Source organism: Xanthobacteraceae bacterium, from assembly GCA_019454205.1.
In the GTDB taxonomy this organism is placed as follows: domain Bacteria; phylum Pseudomonadota; class Alphaproteobacteria; order Rhizobiales; family Xanthobacteraceae.
Genome location: CP075369.1, coordinates 2,303,496 through 2,318,868, shown reverse-complemented (window position 1 = coordinate 2,318,868; position 15,373 = coordinate 2,303,496). Strand labels below are relative to the sequence as shown.

The 15,373-nt window shown below is 60.9% G+C and carries 25 protein-coding genes; 11 read left to right on the top strand and 14 right to left on the bottom strand.

All coding sequences use genetic code 11. The annotated features are described in order from the left end of the window. Positions 1–168: 168 nt before the first annotated feature. Positions 169–765 carry a porin family protein gene (locus KF794_11630; GenBank protein QYK44420.1) on the top strand — a complete coding sequence of 199 codons (597 nt, stop codon included), beginning with the start codon at positions 169–171 and terminating at the stop codon, positions 763–765. Positions 766–877: 112 nt separating this feature from the next. On the opposite strand, the gene KF794_11625 is transcribed toward KF794_11630, so the two are convergent. The 5 genes from KF794_11625 to KF794_11605 all read right to left on the bottom strand — a co-directional run bounded on the left by KF794_11625 (position 878) and on the right by KF794_11605 (position 3,802). Continuing rightward, a complete protein-coding gene (locus KF794_11625) occupies positions 878–1,483 on the bottom strand; it encodes a glutathione S-transferase family protein (GenBank protein QYK44419.1) in 606 nt (201 codons plus the stop codon). A gap of 26 nt (positions 1,484–1,509) precedes the next feature. Beyond that, entirely contained in the window at positions 1,510–1,722 is a 213-nt protein-coding gene (locus tag KF794_11620) for a cold-shock protein (GenBank protein ID QYK44418.1), read from the bottom strand. 103 nt (positions 1,723–1,825) lie between these two features. Further along, a complete protein-coding gene (locus KF794_11615; GenBank protein ID QYK44417.1) occupies positions 1,826–2,662 on the bottom strand; it encodes a 23S rRNA (adenine(2030)-N(6))-methyltransferase RlmJ in 837 nt (278 codons plus the stop codon). Positions 2,663–2,678: 16 nt separating this feature from the next. Further along, positions 2,679–3,338, bottom strand: coding sequence for a ribonuclease T2 (locus tag KF794_11610; protein QYK44416.1), 660 nt, complete (start codon positions 3,336–3,338; stop codon positions 2,679–2,681). Between the two features lie 2 nt (positions 3,339–3,340). Continuing rightward, on the bottom strand, positions 3,341–3,802 hold the full coding sequence (locus KF794_11605; GenBank protein QYK44415.1) for a hypothetical protein: 462 nt from the start codon (positions 3,800–3,802) through the stop codon (positions 3,341–3,343). Between the two features lie 153 nt (positions 3,803–3,955). On the opposite strand from KF794_11605, the gene KF794_11600 reads away from it, so the two are divergent. The 3 genes from KF794_11600 (at position 3,956) to KF794_11590 (ending at position 5,535) form a co-directional block, all read left to right on the top strand. Next, on the top strand, positions 3,956–4,525 hold the full coding sequence (locus KF794_11600; GenBank protein QYK44414.1) for a hypothetical protein: 570 nt from the start codon (positions 3,956–3,958) through the stop codon (positions 4,523–4,525). A 120-nt stretch (positions 4,526–4,645) separates the two neighbouring features. Then, positions 4,646–5,128: a peptidoglycan-binding protein gene (locus KF794_11595; GenBank protein ID QYK44413.1), complete on the top strand. Its 483-nt coding sequence runs from the start codon at positions 4,646–4,648 to the stop codon at positions 5,126–5,128. A gap of 116 nt (positions 5,129–5,244) precedes the next feature. Continuing rightward, a complete protein-coding gene (locus KF794_11590) occupies positions 5,245–5,535 on the top strand; it encodes a hypothetical protein (GenBank protein ID QYK44412.1) in 291 nt (96 codons plus the stop codon). 64 nt (positions 5,536–5,599) lie between these two features. Here the strand turns inward: KF794_11590 and KF794_11585 are convergent, their stop codons facing one another. Further along, positions 5,600–6,040, bottom strand: a complete 441-nt coding sequence (locus KF794_11585; protein ID QYK44411.1) for a hypothetical protein — start codon at positions 6,038–6,040, stop codon at positions 5,600–5,602. 101 nt (positions 6,041–6,141) lie between these two features. Further along, positions 6,142–6,648, bottom strand: coding sequence for a hypothetical protein (locus KF794_11580; GenBank protein ID QYK44410.1), 507 nt, complete (start codon positions 6,646–6,648; stop codon positions 6,142–6,144). Positions 6,649–6,804: 156 nt separating this feature from the next. Between KF794_11580 and KF794_11575 the strand changes: the two genes are divergently transcribed. From KF794_11575 to KF794_11545, 7 genes are all read left to right on the top strand, one after another. After that, entirely contained in the window at positions 6,805–7,200 is a 396-nt protein-coding gene (locus KF794_11575) for a hypothetical protein (protein QYK44409.1), read from the top strand. Next, positions 7,185–7,583: a hypothetical protein gene (locus KF794_11570; protein QYK44408.1), complete on the top strand. Its 399-nt coding sequence runs from the start codon at positions 7,185–7,187 to the stop codon at positions 7,581–7,583. Before KF794_11575 ends, KF794_11570 begins: the two co-directional genes overlap by 16 nt. Before the next feature lie 9 nt (positions 7,584–7,592). Then, positions 7,593–8,015: a hypothetical protein gene (locus tag KF794_11565; protein QYK44407.1), complete on the top strand. Its 423-nt coding sequence runs from the start codon at positions 7,593–7,595 to the stop codon at positions 8,013–8,015. Next, complete coding sequence (locus KF794_11560; GenBank protein ID QYK44406.1) at positions 8,012–8,485, top strand: hypothetical protein; 474 nt, start codon at positions 8,012–8,014, stop codon at positions 8,483–8,485. Before KF794_11565 ends, KF794_11560 begins: the two co-directional genes overlap by 4 nt. Next, positions 8,482–8,622 carry a hypothetical protein gene (locus KF794_11555; protein QYK44405.1) on the top strand — a complete coding sequence of 47 codons (141 nt, stop codon included), beginning with the start codon at positions 8,482–8,484 and terminating at the stop codon, positions 8,620–8,622. Before KF794_11560 ends, KF794_11555 begins: the two co-directional genes overlap by 4 nt. Before the next feature lie 81 nt (positions 8,623–8,703). Beyond that, positions 8,704–8,913, top strand: a complete 210-nt coding sequence (locus KF794_11550; GenBank protein QYK44404.1) for a hypothetical protein — start codon at positions 8,704–8,706, stop codon at positions 8,911–8,913. Positions 8,914–8,930: 17 nt separating this feature from the next. Next, a complete protein-coding gene (locus KF794_11545; protein ID QYK44403.1) occupies positions 8,931–9,233 on the top strand; it encodes a hypothetical protein in 303 nt (100 codons plus the stop codon). Positions 9,234–9,262: 29 nt separating this feature from the next. On the opposite strand, the gene KF794_11540 is transcribed toward KF794_11545, so the two are convergent. The 7 genes from KF794_11540 to KF794_11510 form a co-directional block, all read right to left on the bottom strand. Then, positions 9,263–9,892: a hypothetical protein gene (locus KF794_11540; protein QYK44402.1), complete on the bottom strand. Its 630-nt coding sequence runs from the start codon at positions 9,890–9,892 to the stop codon at positions 9,263–9,265. Positions 9,893–10,071: 179 nt separating this feature from the next. Further along, positions 10,072–10,902 carry a hypothetical protein gene (locus tag KF794_11535; GenBank protein ID QYK44401.1) on the bottom strand — a complete coding sequence of 277 codons (831 nt, stop codon included), beginning with the start codon at positions 10,900–10,902 and terminating at the stop codon, positions 10,072–10,074. A 43-nt stretch (positions 10,903–10,945) separates the two neighbouring features. Further along, on the bottom strand, positions 10,946–11,269 hold the full coding sequence (locus tag KF794_11530) for a hypothetical protein (protein ID QYK44400.1): 324 nt from the start codon (positions 11,267–11,269) through the stop codon (positions 10,946–10,948). 112 nt (positions 11,270–11,381) lie between these two features. Next, the gene (gene uvrB / locus KF794_11525) at positions 11,382–13,751 is read right to left on the bottom strand and encodes an excinuclease ABC subunit UvrB (protein QYK46685.1); all 2,370 of its coding nucleotides are present in this window, start codon (positions 13,749–13,751) and stop codon (positions 11,382–11,384) included. A gap of 149 nt (positions 13,752–13,900) precedes the next feature. Then, entirely contained in the window at positions 13,901–14,356 is a 456-nt protein-coding gene (locus KF794_11520; protein ID QYK44399.1) for a hypothetical protein, read from the bottom strand. Between the two features lie 10 nt (positions 14,357–14,366). Next, entirely contained in the window at positions 14,367–15,104 is a 738-nt protein-coding gene (locus KF794_11515) for a hypothetical protein (protein ID QYK44398.1), read from the bottom strand. Then, positions 15,101–15,301 carry a hypothetical protein gene (locus tag KF794_11510; protein ID QYK44397.1) on the bottom strand — a complete coding sequence of 67 codons (201 nt, stop codon included), beginning with the start codon at positions 15,299–15,301 and terminating at the stop codon, positions 15,101–15,103. The genes KF794_11515 and KF794_11510 overlap by 4 nt, the downstream gene beginning before the upstream one ends. Positions 15,302–15,373 lie beyond the last annotated feature (72 nt).

Genomic DNA, 15,373 nt, shown 5'->3' with positions numbered 1-15,373 from the left:
CAATGTCCGGTTTTCGCCTTATTCAGGTACCTTATTTCCCGGGCAATGTTGCCGAAAAGGCATAGTTTTCCGGGGGATTTTGGAGTTTAAGAACCCAACGTTTCGATGCCGGCCTCGCCTTACGGGGGTCGTTCGTTCCGTAAAGAATGAAATGAAGGAAGGTCTGTGATGAAGAAGATTTTGCTCGCTGGCGTTTCGCTGGCTGTTCTGGTTGCCGCGTCGCCGGTGTCGGCTGCCGACGTTCCGGTGCGTCAGCCTTACTACAAGGCGCCGGTCGTCCGCGTGTTCGACTGGACCGGTTTCTACTTCGGTGGTCACGTCGGCTACGGCTGGTCGGACACTGACAGCGGCCTCGAGCCGACCGGTTTCGTTGGCGGTCTGCAGGCTGGTTACAACTGGCAGTTCTCGCCGAACTGGGTGTTCGGTCTCGAGGCTGACATCACCGGCACTGACATGAACGACTCGATCGCTGGCGTTCACTCGCACATCGATTACCTCGGCACCGTCCGCGCGCGTCTCGGCTACGCGGTCGACCGCACGCTGTTCTACGGCACCGGCGGTGTTGCGTTTAACCGCAACGCGGTTGCTGGCGTTCACGACTCCGACACCGGCTACACGCTCGGCCTCGGTATCGAATGGGCGTTCGCTCCGAACTGGTCCGCGAAGGTTGAGTACGCGTACTACAACTTCGACAACAACGTGACCCTCGGCGGCACCGACATCTCGACCGTCAAGTTCGGTCTGAACTATCGCTTCGGCCGCTAAGCCGTAACGATCCGAAACGAGAAAGCCCCGGACGAAAGTCCGGGGCTTTTTCTTTTCGTGCGGCTTGTTCGTTCCGTTTTTTGTTTCGCCTTCGGCCTGTCCTTCGCCGCGTTCAGTGCGGTTTGGTCGCTTCGTACGCGGGCACCGCGGCGGCGAAATCGTCGAGCCAATTCACCAGTTTCGGGTACGCCGCGCGCCACTTTCCCTCGAAACGGAAGTCGAGATAGCCGAGCGCACAGGCCAGTGCGATCTGGCCGACGTCCGGCAGCTTCGACAGCTGAGGCGGCGAGGCTTCCAGCGTTGCGAGTGCGCGCTCCATCTTGCCGGATTGATGCGTCACCCACTTTTCCTCGCGGCGGTCTTCCGGCCGCCAGCGGATTTCGTACATCCGCAGGATGCCGGCATCCATGATGCCGTCAGCCAGCGCTTGCAGACGCAACGCCTCGATCCGCGCCATGCCGGAAGCGGGAAGGATCTTCCCGCCGCCTGCCTTGAAGTCGAGGTATTCGAGAATGACGCGGGAATCGTAGAGCACCATGCCGTCTTCCAGAACCAGCGCGGGAATTTTCCCGAGCGGGTTCTGCTTCCGGATCGGATCGGAAGGATCGGTGGTATCGGTGTTCTCGATTTTGATATCGCCCATCAGCCCAAGCAGATTGGCGGCGATTTTCACTTTCCGCCCGAACGGAGAGGGCGGCGAACTGCGTAACGTCACCATATGGATTGAACAGACGGCCCGATCGCTCAGGCCGCCCCTTTGAGATTGACCGCTTTCGGTCCCTTGCCGCGCTTGTCGTCTTCCATCTCGAACGAAACGCGCTGTCCTTCGTTCAACGTGCCCAGTCCCGAAGCCATCACCGCGGAGACATGGACGAAAACATCGCGTCCGCCGCCGTCGGGCTGAATGAATCCGTAGCCTTTTTCGGAATTAAAGAACTTCACCGTACCGGTAGGCATGCGCCTTTTCCCCCTTGAATGTTTCCTCGGCCGCTTGTGGTGCGGCTCTTTTTCCTGCGCAAAAATCGTAGGGCATCCGGGGCCGGTTGAAAAGCAGTTCTGCCTAATCCATAGGCTCAATACGCGCCGCCGCACGATCCTGCGCCATCGCGTCCCGCAATGCGGGCAGCATCACGTGGCATTCCCGCGCCAGCGTCCATGGCGGATTGATCGCCAGTATGCCGCATGCCGTCAGCGCGCCATCGGCGCGGGGCGGGGCGATTTCGATTTCCAGCTTCAGCGCTTCACGCCCTTCCGCCGCGCGTGCGATGCGGCGAACCGCGGCGGCGGTATCATGCCGGTTCTTCAGCGGATACCAGACCAGATAGGTCGCGGTCGCGAAGCGCTGCATCGCTTCGCCAATTCCGGCGGCGATGTTCGCGAATTCGTTGGCGTGTTCGAACGGCGGGTCGATCAGGACCACGCCGCGGCGTTCGGGAAACGGCAGCATCGCCTTTAACGCCTGATAGCCGTCCATGTGGCGCGCGGCCGCGTTGCGGTGCCTGGACGCGAATTTCGCAAGGCCGCTGAAGGCGTCTTCATCGGCCTCGCAGAACACCAGCTTGTTCCTGCCGGCCACGGCCGCCGCGATCGCAGGCGAGCCGGGATAGTGGCGCAGTTCGCCGCCGTCGTTCGTTTCGCGGACGATGCGGAGATAGTCCGCCAGCAATTCGCCGGCTTCGCCCGCGGGCGGGGTCTCGTAAATGCGTGCAATGCCGCCCCGAAACTCGCCGGGTTTCGTCGCGGTGTCGGCGAGCGTGTAACGGCCGCTGCCTGCGTGGGTATCGAGCACGCGATAGACGGCGTCCTTCTTGTTCAGGTGCGCGAGCACGCGCAGATAGACCGCGTGCTTGAAGACATCGGCAAAGTTGCCGGCGTGGAAACGGTGCCGGTAATTCATCCGGCGCGGCCGCCGGTCAGCCGCCGCGCACGGGCGGCAGCACGATGCGCGGGTTGCGGCAGGCTTGACGGTCCACCTGCGGGCAGCTCCGGAATTCGAGATCCTTGGTCAGGCAGATGCGCACTTCGCGAAGATTGCGGCGGTCGCAGGTGACCGCGATCATCTCCGCTTCCAGCTTCGGATTGGCGGCGCGGAAGGCATTCTCGACTTCGGGCGGCGACACCGTCTGATACTCGGTGGACTGGGCGAACTTCGGCGGGATCTTCACCTTCTCGAACGCCTTGCGCATCAGCGCGAAATACTCCGCCGAATTCAGGCCGGAGCAGGTGCCGTGCTTGCGCCACTGGTAGATGACCAGACGCCGGCTCGGCATCACGTCGAGCATGCTGTTGACGAGCTGGTTGGGAACGTAGGGCGGGTTGTAGACGCAATCAGACGGAAAGCCCCGCTCGTATTGCGGCCAGAGACCGTGCACCACGAAGGCATAGGGCCGCGCGCCGCGGCGGCTGCATTGTTGCGGATCGGCGCGATTCCCCGCCGACTCGCAATACGAAGGCGACCACGACAGGGCGAGGACATAGAAGTCGAACTGTCCCGGTTCGCCGTATTGCTGTTGTTGTGCCTGACCCGAAGAAGCCGCGAGCAAGAAAGCAGCGGCGATCAGCAGTCTGCGCATGATTACGGTCTCGCGGCGCGGCAGCGCGGCGCGTAGGCGAGGTTGCGGTCCAGGCCGACCACGCACCATGTCACGCCCCAAGTGAAGCCGGCGAAGCCGGTGTCTTCGCCGATCGAGTAGTAAACCTTGGTCCAGCGCTGCGCATTATAATGTGCGCTTGAGACCAGCACCTTCGCTTCGCAGTAGCGGCGGGGAATCAGCTTGTCGCTCCACGGGCGGAACGCGATCTGTTTCACGTCGGCGAAGGTTTCGATGCGCGCGTCGGATGCCCAGAAGTGCTGCTCCTTGGCATGGAAGCGCGAGGTGATCGTGCCAAGGCCCCAATCGCACTCCGGCACAGCGCCGTCGTAGCCGGGGCCGCCGAGCAGGCCGAAGTTCATTTCCAGCCAGCTTGCGGCCGGGGCCGGGTTCGCGGAGAGGCAAAGGCCAAGGAGCGCGATGGCTGCCGCAAGCCTGACTTTCATGGGTACGATCCTGCTTCGTTATTTGGCCGGACGATTGCTTGGCAGCCGGTCCGGGTCAAGCAGGATAGCCGGTTCCACCGGGAAATGCTGCACTTGCGTCGGGGTGGGGGTGGTCCTAGGTTGCCGCAAATTTCCCCTGATCCGGAATGCGCCATGTTCGTTCTGAAACCGAAAGCCCAGATTGTCGCCGCCGCTGCGCTCGCACTGCTCATGGCGGTTACGCGGGTGCATCACTTCGGTATCGGCAACATCGCGCCGGACGCTTCGACCGGGGTGTTCTTCCTCGCCGGGTTGCTGGTTGCGCCGGTGTGGTTTCTCGGCGCGCTGCTCGTCGAAGCGGTTGCGCTCGATGCGTTTGCGATCGGCTGGGTCAAGGTTGCGGATGCCTGCATGAGTTCGGGCTATGCGCTGCTCGCGCCTGCTTACGGTGCGTTGTGGTTCGCGGGCCGCGCGTTGCGCGGCGAGGAAAAGATCGACGTGGTGACGGCCGGAAAGTTCGTCTGCTTCGTCGTCGCCGGTACGGCTGTCTTTTTTATTATTTCCAATCTCGGCTACTTCTTCGGCAGCGAATTCTACATGCTCGGAATCGCGGAGTATGTCTCGCGCGTGACGCGGTATTTCCCGATGTACCTTACGGTAACGCTGTTCTACGTGGCGTTCGGTCTTGCGGTTTACGCAGCGGCAAGGCGGATCGTGCCCGTGCGAACGGCTTCCGTGCGCTGACCTGCCTGCATTTTCCGCAAAATTTTTTCGCTCCATAAGTAGAACGCCGTCGCCGTAGCCATTGTGTTACTGGGCGCGCGGTATCATGTTCCCGGTCTTGGATTCTCATGGAGTTGGGAAATGACTATCCTCAAAGCGGGCATGGCCGGCGAGCCGGTTAAGTTGTTGCAGGAGAAACTCGGCGTGACCGTGGACGGACAGTTCGGTCCGGCGACGGAGAAAGCGCTGCGCGAGTATCAGGCCAAGGAAAAGATCGCAGTCGACGGCGTGGCCGGTCCCGACACCTTCACGCACATGGGTCTGCCGCAGCTTGTGCTGCTGACCGTCGGCTCGGTGGGCGAGACGGTGAAGAAGCTCCAGACCGAACTCGGCATCACCGCCGACGGCCGCTATGGTCCGGCGACCGCGAATGCGGTCAAGGAATTCCAGAAGAAGAACGGCATTCCGGCCGACGGCGTCGCCGGTCCGCTCACGCTCTCGAAGACCAAGATGTTCGCGAAGGAAATGACGCCGAACGTCATCGCAGGTTCGATCCTCGATTTCGGGACGAAAGCCGCGCGCAGCATCTGGGACACCATCACCGGCGTGTTCACGAAGAAGTAGCGGAGTTTCGCATCCGCCGCTTCCCGCGGCGGGTGCGTCTACCGGCAGCCGAACCGGCTCCGTGGGGGCGGCCGGCCGGGTTTCATCTTCGCGCGGGGCAAACACAGGAGGCGCCTATGTCGCCAACCATCATCAATATCATTGTTCAGGCCATCGCAGGCGCAATCGGCGGAACTGCCATCGGTCAGACGTTGAAGAACCTCACTGCCGGCCCGATCGGCAACATCATCATCGGCGCGGTCGGTGGCGGTATCGGCGGCCAGATTCTTCAGGCGCTGATCCCGGCGCTGCAGGGCACGGTTGCGAGCGGCGATCCCGCTGCCATTGGTGGCAGCCTGGTCGGCGGCGGTGTCGCTGGCGCGGTGCTGACTGCCATCGTCGGCGCAGTGAAGAACAAGATGGGCTAAGCGCCCGCTTTCCTATTGAAGCGGAACCCGGCGCCTTCGCGGCGCCGGGTTTTTTATTGCCGGCTCAGCAGCGCCAGATGTTGACCGTGGTGCGGCCCTGCGAACCGGGCACGCGCACCTGCTGCACGTTGCACTGGCCGGTATCGCCGACGCGGTGGACTACCGGCTGCGCGGTGGGGATCGCCGCGGTTACGTCCTCGCGCTCGTCCGGCAATCCGATTTCGCCGTTCTGATAGATCACCGCAGGCCCGCGCAGGATGGGGAAGCCGGTCTGGCGGCGTGGACGATGCTGCCAGCCGGGGTGATGCGGACGCTGCGCATTGAACGAGTGATTTCGCGGCAGCACCGGGAAGCGATAATTCAGCGGACGATTGATGCCATAAGCGCGGAACGGCTGCGCATTGGCGGCGACGGCTGCATCCTTGGCCGAGGCAGGAGCCGCGGTTGCGAACGCGGCGATTGCGGATAGAAGCGCCGCGAGCGCGGCTGCCGTAACCAGTTTCATGACGCCACTCCAGACTGCCCGCATCTGTCCCGAAGGCTAGACCGCGCGCGGACGGGAGTCGATTCAGCCTTCCGGCGCAAAGGTGTTCCGTGTGCGTGGCGTCACTTCTTCCTGTTCACAAGCACGCGCCAGCCGCGCTTGCCGTCGCAATCCTTGGTCTCGCGCCAGAACACCAGTTCGGGCTTCAGTGGATCGCGTGCGATCCAGCGCGCCTCGGTGCGGCAGACCGCGTCGTCTTCCGGGTTGATGAAGAGATGGTTGAACTCGCGCGTGGCCGGGAAGACTTCGACGTTCGAGATTTCCTCCAGCCGCGTATCCTTGCCCTTGTAGGGGGTGGGAAAGCGGATCAGCTTCGCGTCTTTACCTTCCCTGTCGCGAGAGAAAACCTGTGCCGCGACTTCGTTCGCATGATTGCTAGGACACTTTAATTGCCAGAGCCAGCCGCCGGCGAAGGGCTGGCGCGTGACGTAATCGAGGACGTGATCGCAGGTGATCGCGGCCAGCACTTCCTTCGGCGCTTCAGTGCGCTTGATGATGTCGGAGCTTTGTGCGGGCACCGGTGAAGTGAGGCAGAGAACGAAAGCGGTGAGGGGGAACAGGCGTTTCATGGCGGCTCGGGAGACTGGAAGAATCTTCGGCTGGGCGAGCTATCCGGCGACCTTCGCATGGCCTTGACCGTTGCGGAAAGCTGGCCGCTCGCGCTTTCGTCATTTCCGCCATGTAGCGGATCGGCTATAAGCCGCGCGGTTTTCCCGGAGACACTGATGAAACGGGTTTTCTTCACCGCCGCCGTCCTGCTCGCGATGGTGCATGGTGCGTTTGCGTCCGCCAATGTCGACTGCGCCGCCGACGACAAGAATGTCGCGGCCCTGATCATCGAGGGCATTACCTCGCGTGACGGAAAGTACCTGGCTTCGTTCCGGGGTGAACTCGAGATCGAGCCGGGCAAGACGATTGCGTTTTCCAGAAACGACGTGAAGTCGTTCAACTGGGGCAACAACATCGCCATTCATATCGTGAAGCGCACTCCGCAGGGTCCGCTGGAGGTTCGCATCTATGCGAAGCCCGCAGGCGACGACGGCCTCGACTTCGAGGGCACCTACGTGGTGCGTGCGCCGAAACAGAATAAAAGCGGCAAGGTGAAATGTTCGGGCGGGTAGCCCTTGCGCTTGCCGGCTGCGTGGTGGTGGCCGGGCACGCGCGGGCGGAAGCCAATCTCTTTTGCATTGCCGCCGACCGTGGGGTCGAGCGGTTACAGTTTCAGGCAGTGATGCCGGACGACAAAAGCCGCTTTTCGACGCTTGAAGGCGTGCTGAAGACCGACCTGTTCGGCGAAACCGTCTTCGGGCCGGGTGACGTGAAACTGTTTTCGTGGACCGGCGAAATCCGGATGTTGGTGCGCAAGACCTTGCCGGACGGCAAGGAGGTGGAGATCGAGATTCTCGCGATCGACCGCAGCGGCCCGATGGATTACGGCGGCGGATATTTCGTGCGCTATGGCGGCGCGACGGTGAGCGGGCGCATCGCCTGCACGGGCGGATAGGAGAGAAAGATGAAGCGTATTCTGTTTCTGGTTGTGGCGCTCGCGGCGTTTCCCGGCGCAGCGCAGGCTTCCGCCGGTTTCAGTTGCGAAGCCGACGACAAGAACGTGACGCGCTTCGCGGTCGGCGGCGCGACGCCGCGCTCGGAACCCGGCCTCATCAACTTCGGCGCCGAACTTGAACTCGACGGCAAGAAGATCGAATTCAAGAAATCCGACGTCAAAAGTTTTTACGGCGCAGGCGGCATTATCCGCGTGCGCTTTGGTGCGCGCTCCGGCGAGCAGACCTACACCATCAACGTCAACGTCAAACGCAACCCGCAAGACGAAGACGACTGGCCGGGCACCTATGAAGTGACCTACGGCTCCTCGAACAAGAAAGACAAGACGAAGCCGGTCACGATCCGTGGCAAGGTGAAGTGTTTCGTCGAATGAAGCGTGCAGGCGTGGCGCTGGCCGTGCTGTTTTGGGTGTCGCCGGCTGTTGCTGATCCGCTGGTGTTGAGCTGCATGCCGAACAAAGGGTACGTGAACGCCTATGTCTGGGCGTTTGCGCCGGGTGGATTTCCGCCGTCGCATCTCGATTCCTTCCGCACGCTGGTGCGGATCGGCGCCGACGAATACGAGCTCGAAGCCGGGCATATCCTGCAACAGTCGATCCGCGAGAAGACGGTGCGTGTTCACGCGCGGCAGCCACTCTCGGCGGGGGAGACGGCGGAATTGCAGATCGAGGCAGGTTCGAGGAACGCGGCAAGGAATTCGCGGCGGAAATTTATTTCCGCGCAGGCCCCCGCGACGGACGCGGCACGGCGCGCTGCACCCTCGATTGAGGCGTTAACCAACGCACGAAACGCGCCGGAACCCTTGTGCCGCCTCCACGTTTTTCCCTCTGGAGGTGGGTCATGAAGCTCCATTCCCCATTGGACCTGTTGGTGGTTTGCGCTTTCGCGGCCGCAATCGTGCTGGCGATTGCGCTCACTTCTGCGCCCCTCGACAGGAGCCTGCGCGAGGGGCAGTCCGCGCATGTCAGCCGCGCGCCGTAGTTTTTTTACGCTACAGGTGGCTTAACAAGCCGCGTCGAACCTGCGACAATTTCCGGACGTTGCGGGTTCGGGTGCGAAGCTATGAAGCTCACGCCACGTCTTTCGACCGATGCGCTGTTTCTGCTGTTGCTGGCGGCGGTTTTCGCGCTTGCGCATTTCAGCTATCGCCCGCTGGACAACAGGCCGGTGAGATTCGAGCGTACGAACGCCGTCAACGTCGCCGAAGATCCGAGCATCGGCATACGGGTGCAGGATACGGGCTTGCGTCAATATGGCCCGCGGGACCAGTAGAGAAGAATCCCGCGCCCATGGCCGAACTCATTCCGGGCTGGGAAATCGTCGGCGAGAAAACTGGCAAGGCCTCCGGGATTTTTTCCGCGCTGTTCAATCTGCTGATGATGGTGCCGATGCCGCCGGCGCAGGCTGGCTCTGTCACTTACATAATTCGCAATCCTGAAACCGGTGAAATCCGCACCGTGAGCGGCGGCACGAAAGAAGAAGCGCAGGTCGCCGCGTCTTTTTTCAGGATCTGGGCGTGTAACGAACCGGCGAAGAAAATTGCGCTGCAAAAAATGAAAATATGGATGCGTGTTTTCATGCGCCGATCATAGTCACGCGCGGGCGCGCGGGGCAAGCAGGCTCACTGTCCGGCGGGCGGATAGCTCAGCGTGTAAATCCAGAGCCTTGGTTTCAGCGTGAGCAGATCGGGGTCGTTACTTTCGATCTCGACTTCGCCGATGAAGTGCTTCAGGTGCTCCGGCGGCTGGCCGCCCTCGATCTCGAAATGCGCGTCGAAGCTGCACCCGCCCGCGAGCTTTTCCAGTTTCGTGCCCTCGAAGTGGCCCTTGCCCGCGACGTCGAAGGCGAAGCCGTTGATCTTGAACGGCTTGCCCGCGATCTGCTCGATGCGCTGGATCGTCATGCCGTTCGTGATGCCGAAGGGGCCGATCCAGCGGTTCTTCTCGCCGAACACGGTGATGGTGCTCGGCCGTGCGCGCTTCTTCTCGTCGTACCATTCGATTTCGAGGCGGCGCGCGGGGTCTTTCGCGAAGATCACGCTGGCTTTGACGACCTCGCCCTCGGCGCGGTTTACGTCTTCGTAGGTGACGTTCTTCGCGCCATAGACTTTCACCAGATCGGCGTGGGTCGCCTTCGGCCCGAACTGCCCGCGGCACTCGACGCGATACTGCGGCTGCGGGATTTGCGGCGCTGGTTGCGCGAGTGCGGGGGAGGTGAGGAAGAGGGCGAGAATGAGCGTGAGGCTTTTCATTCCGCTCTTATATGTCATTCCGGGGCACGCCGCAGGCGTGGACCCGGAATCCATAACGGTTTGCATTAATTGCTCTGGATTCCGGGTTCGCTCGCTTGCGCTCGCGCCCCGGAATGACGGTGCTATCTTTCACTGCCGCCGGGTCAAGTCCGGCCATGACGAGGTGTAAAATTGTTCCGCTAGCGAAGATTTCGCCCTCGCCCAAGGGTGTTTCTTCCAAATGGAACGTCAGAGAATTTTAAATGTGGCGCCCCTTCGTTTTTCATCATGTGCTGCCCCCACTCATGGCCAAGTCGATCAATAAAATCGACAAGACGCTGAGGTGGGTTGGGGGCGTATGCGGGAATCCAAACTAGCCATTCGCGCAAGGAGCCAGGCACAATCATTGGTACATTTGGCGAGAAGAACACCACTGCTTTGATTTCTGACGAATTTAGATGCCGCGACATAACATCCGAAATCAAATCGTATTTATGTAACGGGCTGAATAGATAATTATTGTCATTGGCAATGAGTAGCACGCCAAGCGCGCTAGGAAGCGACTCTGTAGCTTTCGAGGATGCAATTTGCTTATTCGCTTTACGAGCAATTTTCTCGATTAGTTTTTTGAAATAAGTCTGAAGTATTCTGACACCGTTTGGGGGCAATGGTATTTTTCCGAATGACCACTGGATAATTTCGCTTCCTGTAAGTCCTGCTTTTGTTAAGAGGCGTAACATTAGGTCTGCGCGTTTCAAGTCGAGCGGATCAATCTCAAGGCATTTAAGTTCCGCAACGATGTTCTCACTGCGGAATATATAGTCCGCGTTAGTAGCTCTCGTGGCGACATTTAAATACAAGTCGTCGCTTGTTTCCCCGCCAAAAGATTTTATGAAGTGGCTAAAAACAACGGGAATGTCTATCGGATCGGGTCGCTTCGAGGGGCCCACAATGAAACGCAAATAAAAATTGTCGATCCAGTATCGTAATCGTAGTTTGGCTCCTTCCCATCTTCGCTGGAGTGAATTCATCGTCCTCCTCTCCGCGATTTGTGTGTGACACTATTCAGTGCGTTCAGATAATCACACGCTCAAGAACCGCTTTAATTTTAACGCCGGGTGAATCTGACGATTCGCAAACGCACATAATGTTCTGGAATCCGCCGCGTCCTATCATTTTGATTTTGCGGACATATTTACGGGCTCTTCCAGAAAACTGCACAAATAGCGGCTTGACCTCTACGTCAGCGATAAAATTATCCCCTTTACGCTCATAAGTGCCTAGATACAGGAATTCGTTGTTGCCGCCGTAAAGCTTTTTGCCTTCGGCTAGCGTGATAACACCAAGGTCATTGCCATCAGGCGTTTCAAAACGAGCTTGATAAAAACCGTCGAACATAAATGCCCCCACATTTTCCTATGATGGCCATGTGGGGGCCAAACTTGAAATCTGCAAGACGTTCAAATTTGCTTTTCTTGCTTGGCTGCAACTTTCTTAAGGCCCGGTAGAATTACCTCCCCTTCCTCTTAAACGTCCTCGTGCCACCCTTTCCCGCCGTGGAAGAAGCCTTCCGTCCCGTGGGTAACGGCGCACCGAATTTCTTCTGGCCCGCATAGGACTCCGCTTTTGCGACCATCTTGGCGGTGGGGTCGTCCACGAACGCCATCTCGACCTCGCGCAGGCGCTTGATTTCGTCGCGCAGGCGCGCGGCCTCCTCGAAGTTGAGGTCGCCGGCCGCTTCCTTCATCTGCTTTTCGAGATCGGCCAGCACGGCTTCGAAATTGTGGCCGTAGGTCGCGATGTCCTCGGCGAAGCCCGCGTCCACCGTCACGCGGTCGCGCTCGTAGACTGAACCCATGATGTCGCCGATCTGCTTGCGCACGCTCTCCGGGGTGATCCCGTGCGCGGCGTTGTACGCCTCCTGCTTTTCGCGGCGGCGCGTCGTCTCGGCAATCGCGCGCTGCATCGAGCCGGTCTCGCTGTCGGCATAAAGGATCACGCGGCCGTCCACGTTGCGCGCGGCGCGGCCAATCGTTTGCACAAGGGAAGTCTCGGATCGGAGAAATCCCTCTTTATCCGCGTCGAGGATAGCGACCAGTCCGCATTCGGGAATGTCGAGGCCCTCGCGCAAGAGATTAATGCCGATCAGCACGTCGAAGGCGCCGAGGCGTAAGTCACGAATAATCTCGATGCGCTCGATGGTGTCGATGTCCGAATGCATGTAGCGCACGCGCACGCCCTGTTCGTGCAGGTATTCGGTGAGGTCCTCGGCCATGCGCTTGGTGAGCGTGGTGACGAGCGTGCGGTAGCCGCGCTTCGCCGTCTCGCGCACTTCGCCGAGCAGGTCGTCCACCTGCGTCCGCGCGGGGCGGATTTCGATGTCGGGATCGGTAAGGCCGGTGGGGCGGATCACCTGTTCCGCGAACACGCCCTGCGTCTGGTTCAATTCCCAGCCGCCGGGCGTCGCGGACACGGCGACGGTCTGCGGGCGCATCGCGTCCCATTCCTCGAAGCGGAGCGGGCGGTTGTCCATGCAGGACGGCAGGCGGAAGCCGTATTCGGCGAGCGTCGCCTTGCGGCGGAAGTCGCCGCGATACATGCCGCCGATCTGCGGAATGGTGACGTGGCTTTCGTCAACGAAAATGAGCGCGTTGTCCGGCACGTATTCGAACAGCGTCGGCGGCGGCTCGCCGGGCGCGCGCCCCGTGAGCCAGCGCGAATAGTTCTCGATGCCGGAGCAGACGCCAGCCGCCATCAGCATTTCGAGGTCGAACATGGTGCGCTGCTCTAAGCGTTGCGCTTCCAGCAGGCGGCCCGCCTTCTGGAGTTCGGCGAGGCGCTGCTTCAGTTCGATCTTGATGCCTTCGATGGCCTGATTGAGCGTCGGGCGCGGCGTGACGTAATGCGAGTTCGCGTAGATCTTGATGAAGTCGAGTTCGTTGTGCTTCTGGCCGGTGAGCGGATCGAATTCGTGGATCGCTTCCACTTCGTCGCCGAAGAGCGAAATGCGCCAGGCGCGGTCTTCATAGTGCGCGGGGAACAGTTCGATCACGTCGCCGCGCACGCGGAACGTGCCGCGTGCGAAATCCATGTCGGTGCGGCGATATTGAAGCGCGACGAGGTCCGCGATCAGTTGCCGCTGGTCGAGCTTTGCGCCCTTCGTCACGTCGAAGGTCATGCGCGAATAGGTTTCGACCGAGCCGATGCCGTAAATGCACGACACCGATGCGACGATGATAACGTCGTCGCGCTCCAGCAGCGCGCGCGTCGCCGAGTGGCGCATGCGGTCGATCTGCTCGTTGATAGCGGAGTCTTTTTCTATGTAGGTGTCGGTGCGCGGGACATAGGCTTCCGGCTGGTAGTAGTCGTAATAGGAAACGAAATACTCGACCGCGTTGTCGGGAAAGAAGTTCTTGAACTCGCCGTAAAGCTGCGCGGCCAGCGTCTTGTTCGGCGCAAGGATGAGCGCCGGGCGCTGCACCCGCTCGATCACCTGCGCCATCGTGAAGGTTTTGCCGGAGCCGGTGACGCCGAGCAGCACCTGCGTGCGCTCGTTGTCGTTCACGCCCTTCACCAGTTCGTCGATCGCGGTCGGCTGATCGCCGGCGGGCTGATATTCCGAAACCAGCTTGAACTTCCGGCCGCCTTCGGATTTCGCCGGGCGCTCCGGGCGATGCGGCATCCACGCTGCGTTGTTGATTTCCGGACGGCCGTTCTTGATCAATTCGGCCAGCGAATTCGCGCTCGCGGTGGAGCCGAGCGACGGCACGTAATCGGCATCGTTCTCCGGCTTCTCGAAGCCCGCGGCGCGGGCGAGTTCCGGGTCTACGGAGGGCGCGAGTTTCGGCACGTCGAACGAAAGCTGCGGGCGTTCGGCCATGCCCTGATTCACGCCGGAGGCGGTGCGATAGGGCTTTTCGGCCTTACTGGCCTTTTGTTTCGGTGCTTTGGGCATGCGCCCAATATGGGCGCGCGAAGGCGGCGAGGGAAGGGCGGCGGGTTGCCCGGAATTGCGCCATTTCTTCGCGATCAGCCCGGAATGTTCTGCAGCCGCTCCAGCTTGCGGATCAGGTCGGCGCTGGAGACCGCGGTGGCGGCGAAGCGCGTTAGCAGCGCGATCGGGCGTGGCGGCAAGTTATCGAGATCGAGTTTCTCCACCGCGCCGGGTACGGCCTCGCCCTTGCCTACGGCAGTGATGTCGGTGATGGCGGCGTCGAGGAACATCGCCATGGCTGCCTCGTCCTTCTCGTAGCGTCCTTTCGGGCGCTCCGGCAGCGAAGTATCGCGCGCAAGCACGCGCATCATGCGCTCCATGATGAGTGAGTGGACGGAATAGAGCGTCTTCACCGGCAGCCGTCCGCCCCAGATCATCCTCAGGACGGCGAATCCCGTATTCGTATGCGAGAGCAGCACGCGGTCTTTCGGCGCGTATTCGATGTTCGCGAAGGCGTTCCCGCCCTGGTCGATATACTTGTGAAGGATCATGGGAAAGATTTCAGTCGCCGCCGCCGATATAGCCTGCGATGAACCATTTTCCACCACGCTTCAAGAAGCAAAGGCGCGGGTCCAGCGGGGTGAGCAATTCGCCCGGCGCAACGAAGCCGCGCTTGCCGTCGGGAAGGATGACGGCCGTCCAGTCCTTCTCGGCATTGAAGTCCTGCGTGCGGCCGGCGAGATCGGTGAATACGAAATGCGGTGTGAGTTTTGCAATTTCGGGCGCCCCCGCTTCGCTTTTCTCGCGCACCGTTACGCCTTCTTTTGCCGGGTAGCTCCAGTCGAATACATCGGAGTTCGTGACTTTCAGAAGATTCTCGAATGCCTTGTCGCTGTAGCGCGGCGCGGGCGGCGAACATAAAACATTGGCGCGCTTGCCGTGCGGGCCGGGTGTTGCTTGCGCAAAAGCGATCAGGAAACGCCAGCCACCGCCGTCTTCCGTACTCAATCCGAGTGCGCGGTCGAGGTGTAAGATTGGCGCTTTCCCCTTTTCGAAGCTGCCGCCGAAATCGCGCTCCCAGAAGAAGTCGCGCGCCAGAATCTTTTCGAGCGTGGCCTTGTCCTTGTTCTTCGCGATGTCGAGCAGGCGCTCGCGGAATACGCCGAGCGAGATGTCGCCCGGAGCCGCGGGAACGGAAACGGCAACCCGCGGATAGGTCTTCCACGTTTGCGCGGAGGCCGGAAAAGCACACGCGAGCGCCGCGAGAGCGGCGCCCGCGATGAATGCGCGGCGGTTCATACCCGCCGGAAGACGACGCCGATCAGCAGAATCGCATAGCCGAGCAGCAGCAGCTCATAGACGTAGCGCGGATTGATGACCGGGATCGAGACCACGCGATAGTAGATCAGTAGTGAGAGCACCGCGAACACGAGCGAGAGCACGAACAGCAGCATCGAGGGAGGGGTGAGGGCAAAACCGCCGCGGCGATAGGCCATGAGAAATCTCCGGATGTGAGGAAAGCAACGATATCACGAAAGCCGTTGGCAGAACGCGCGCACGCAGCGCGA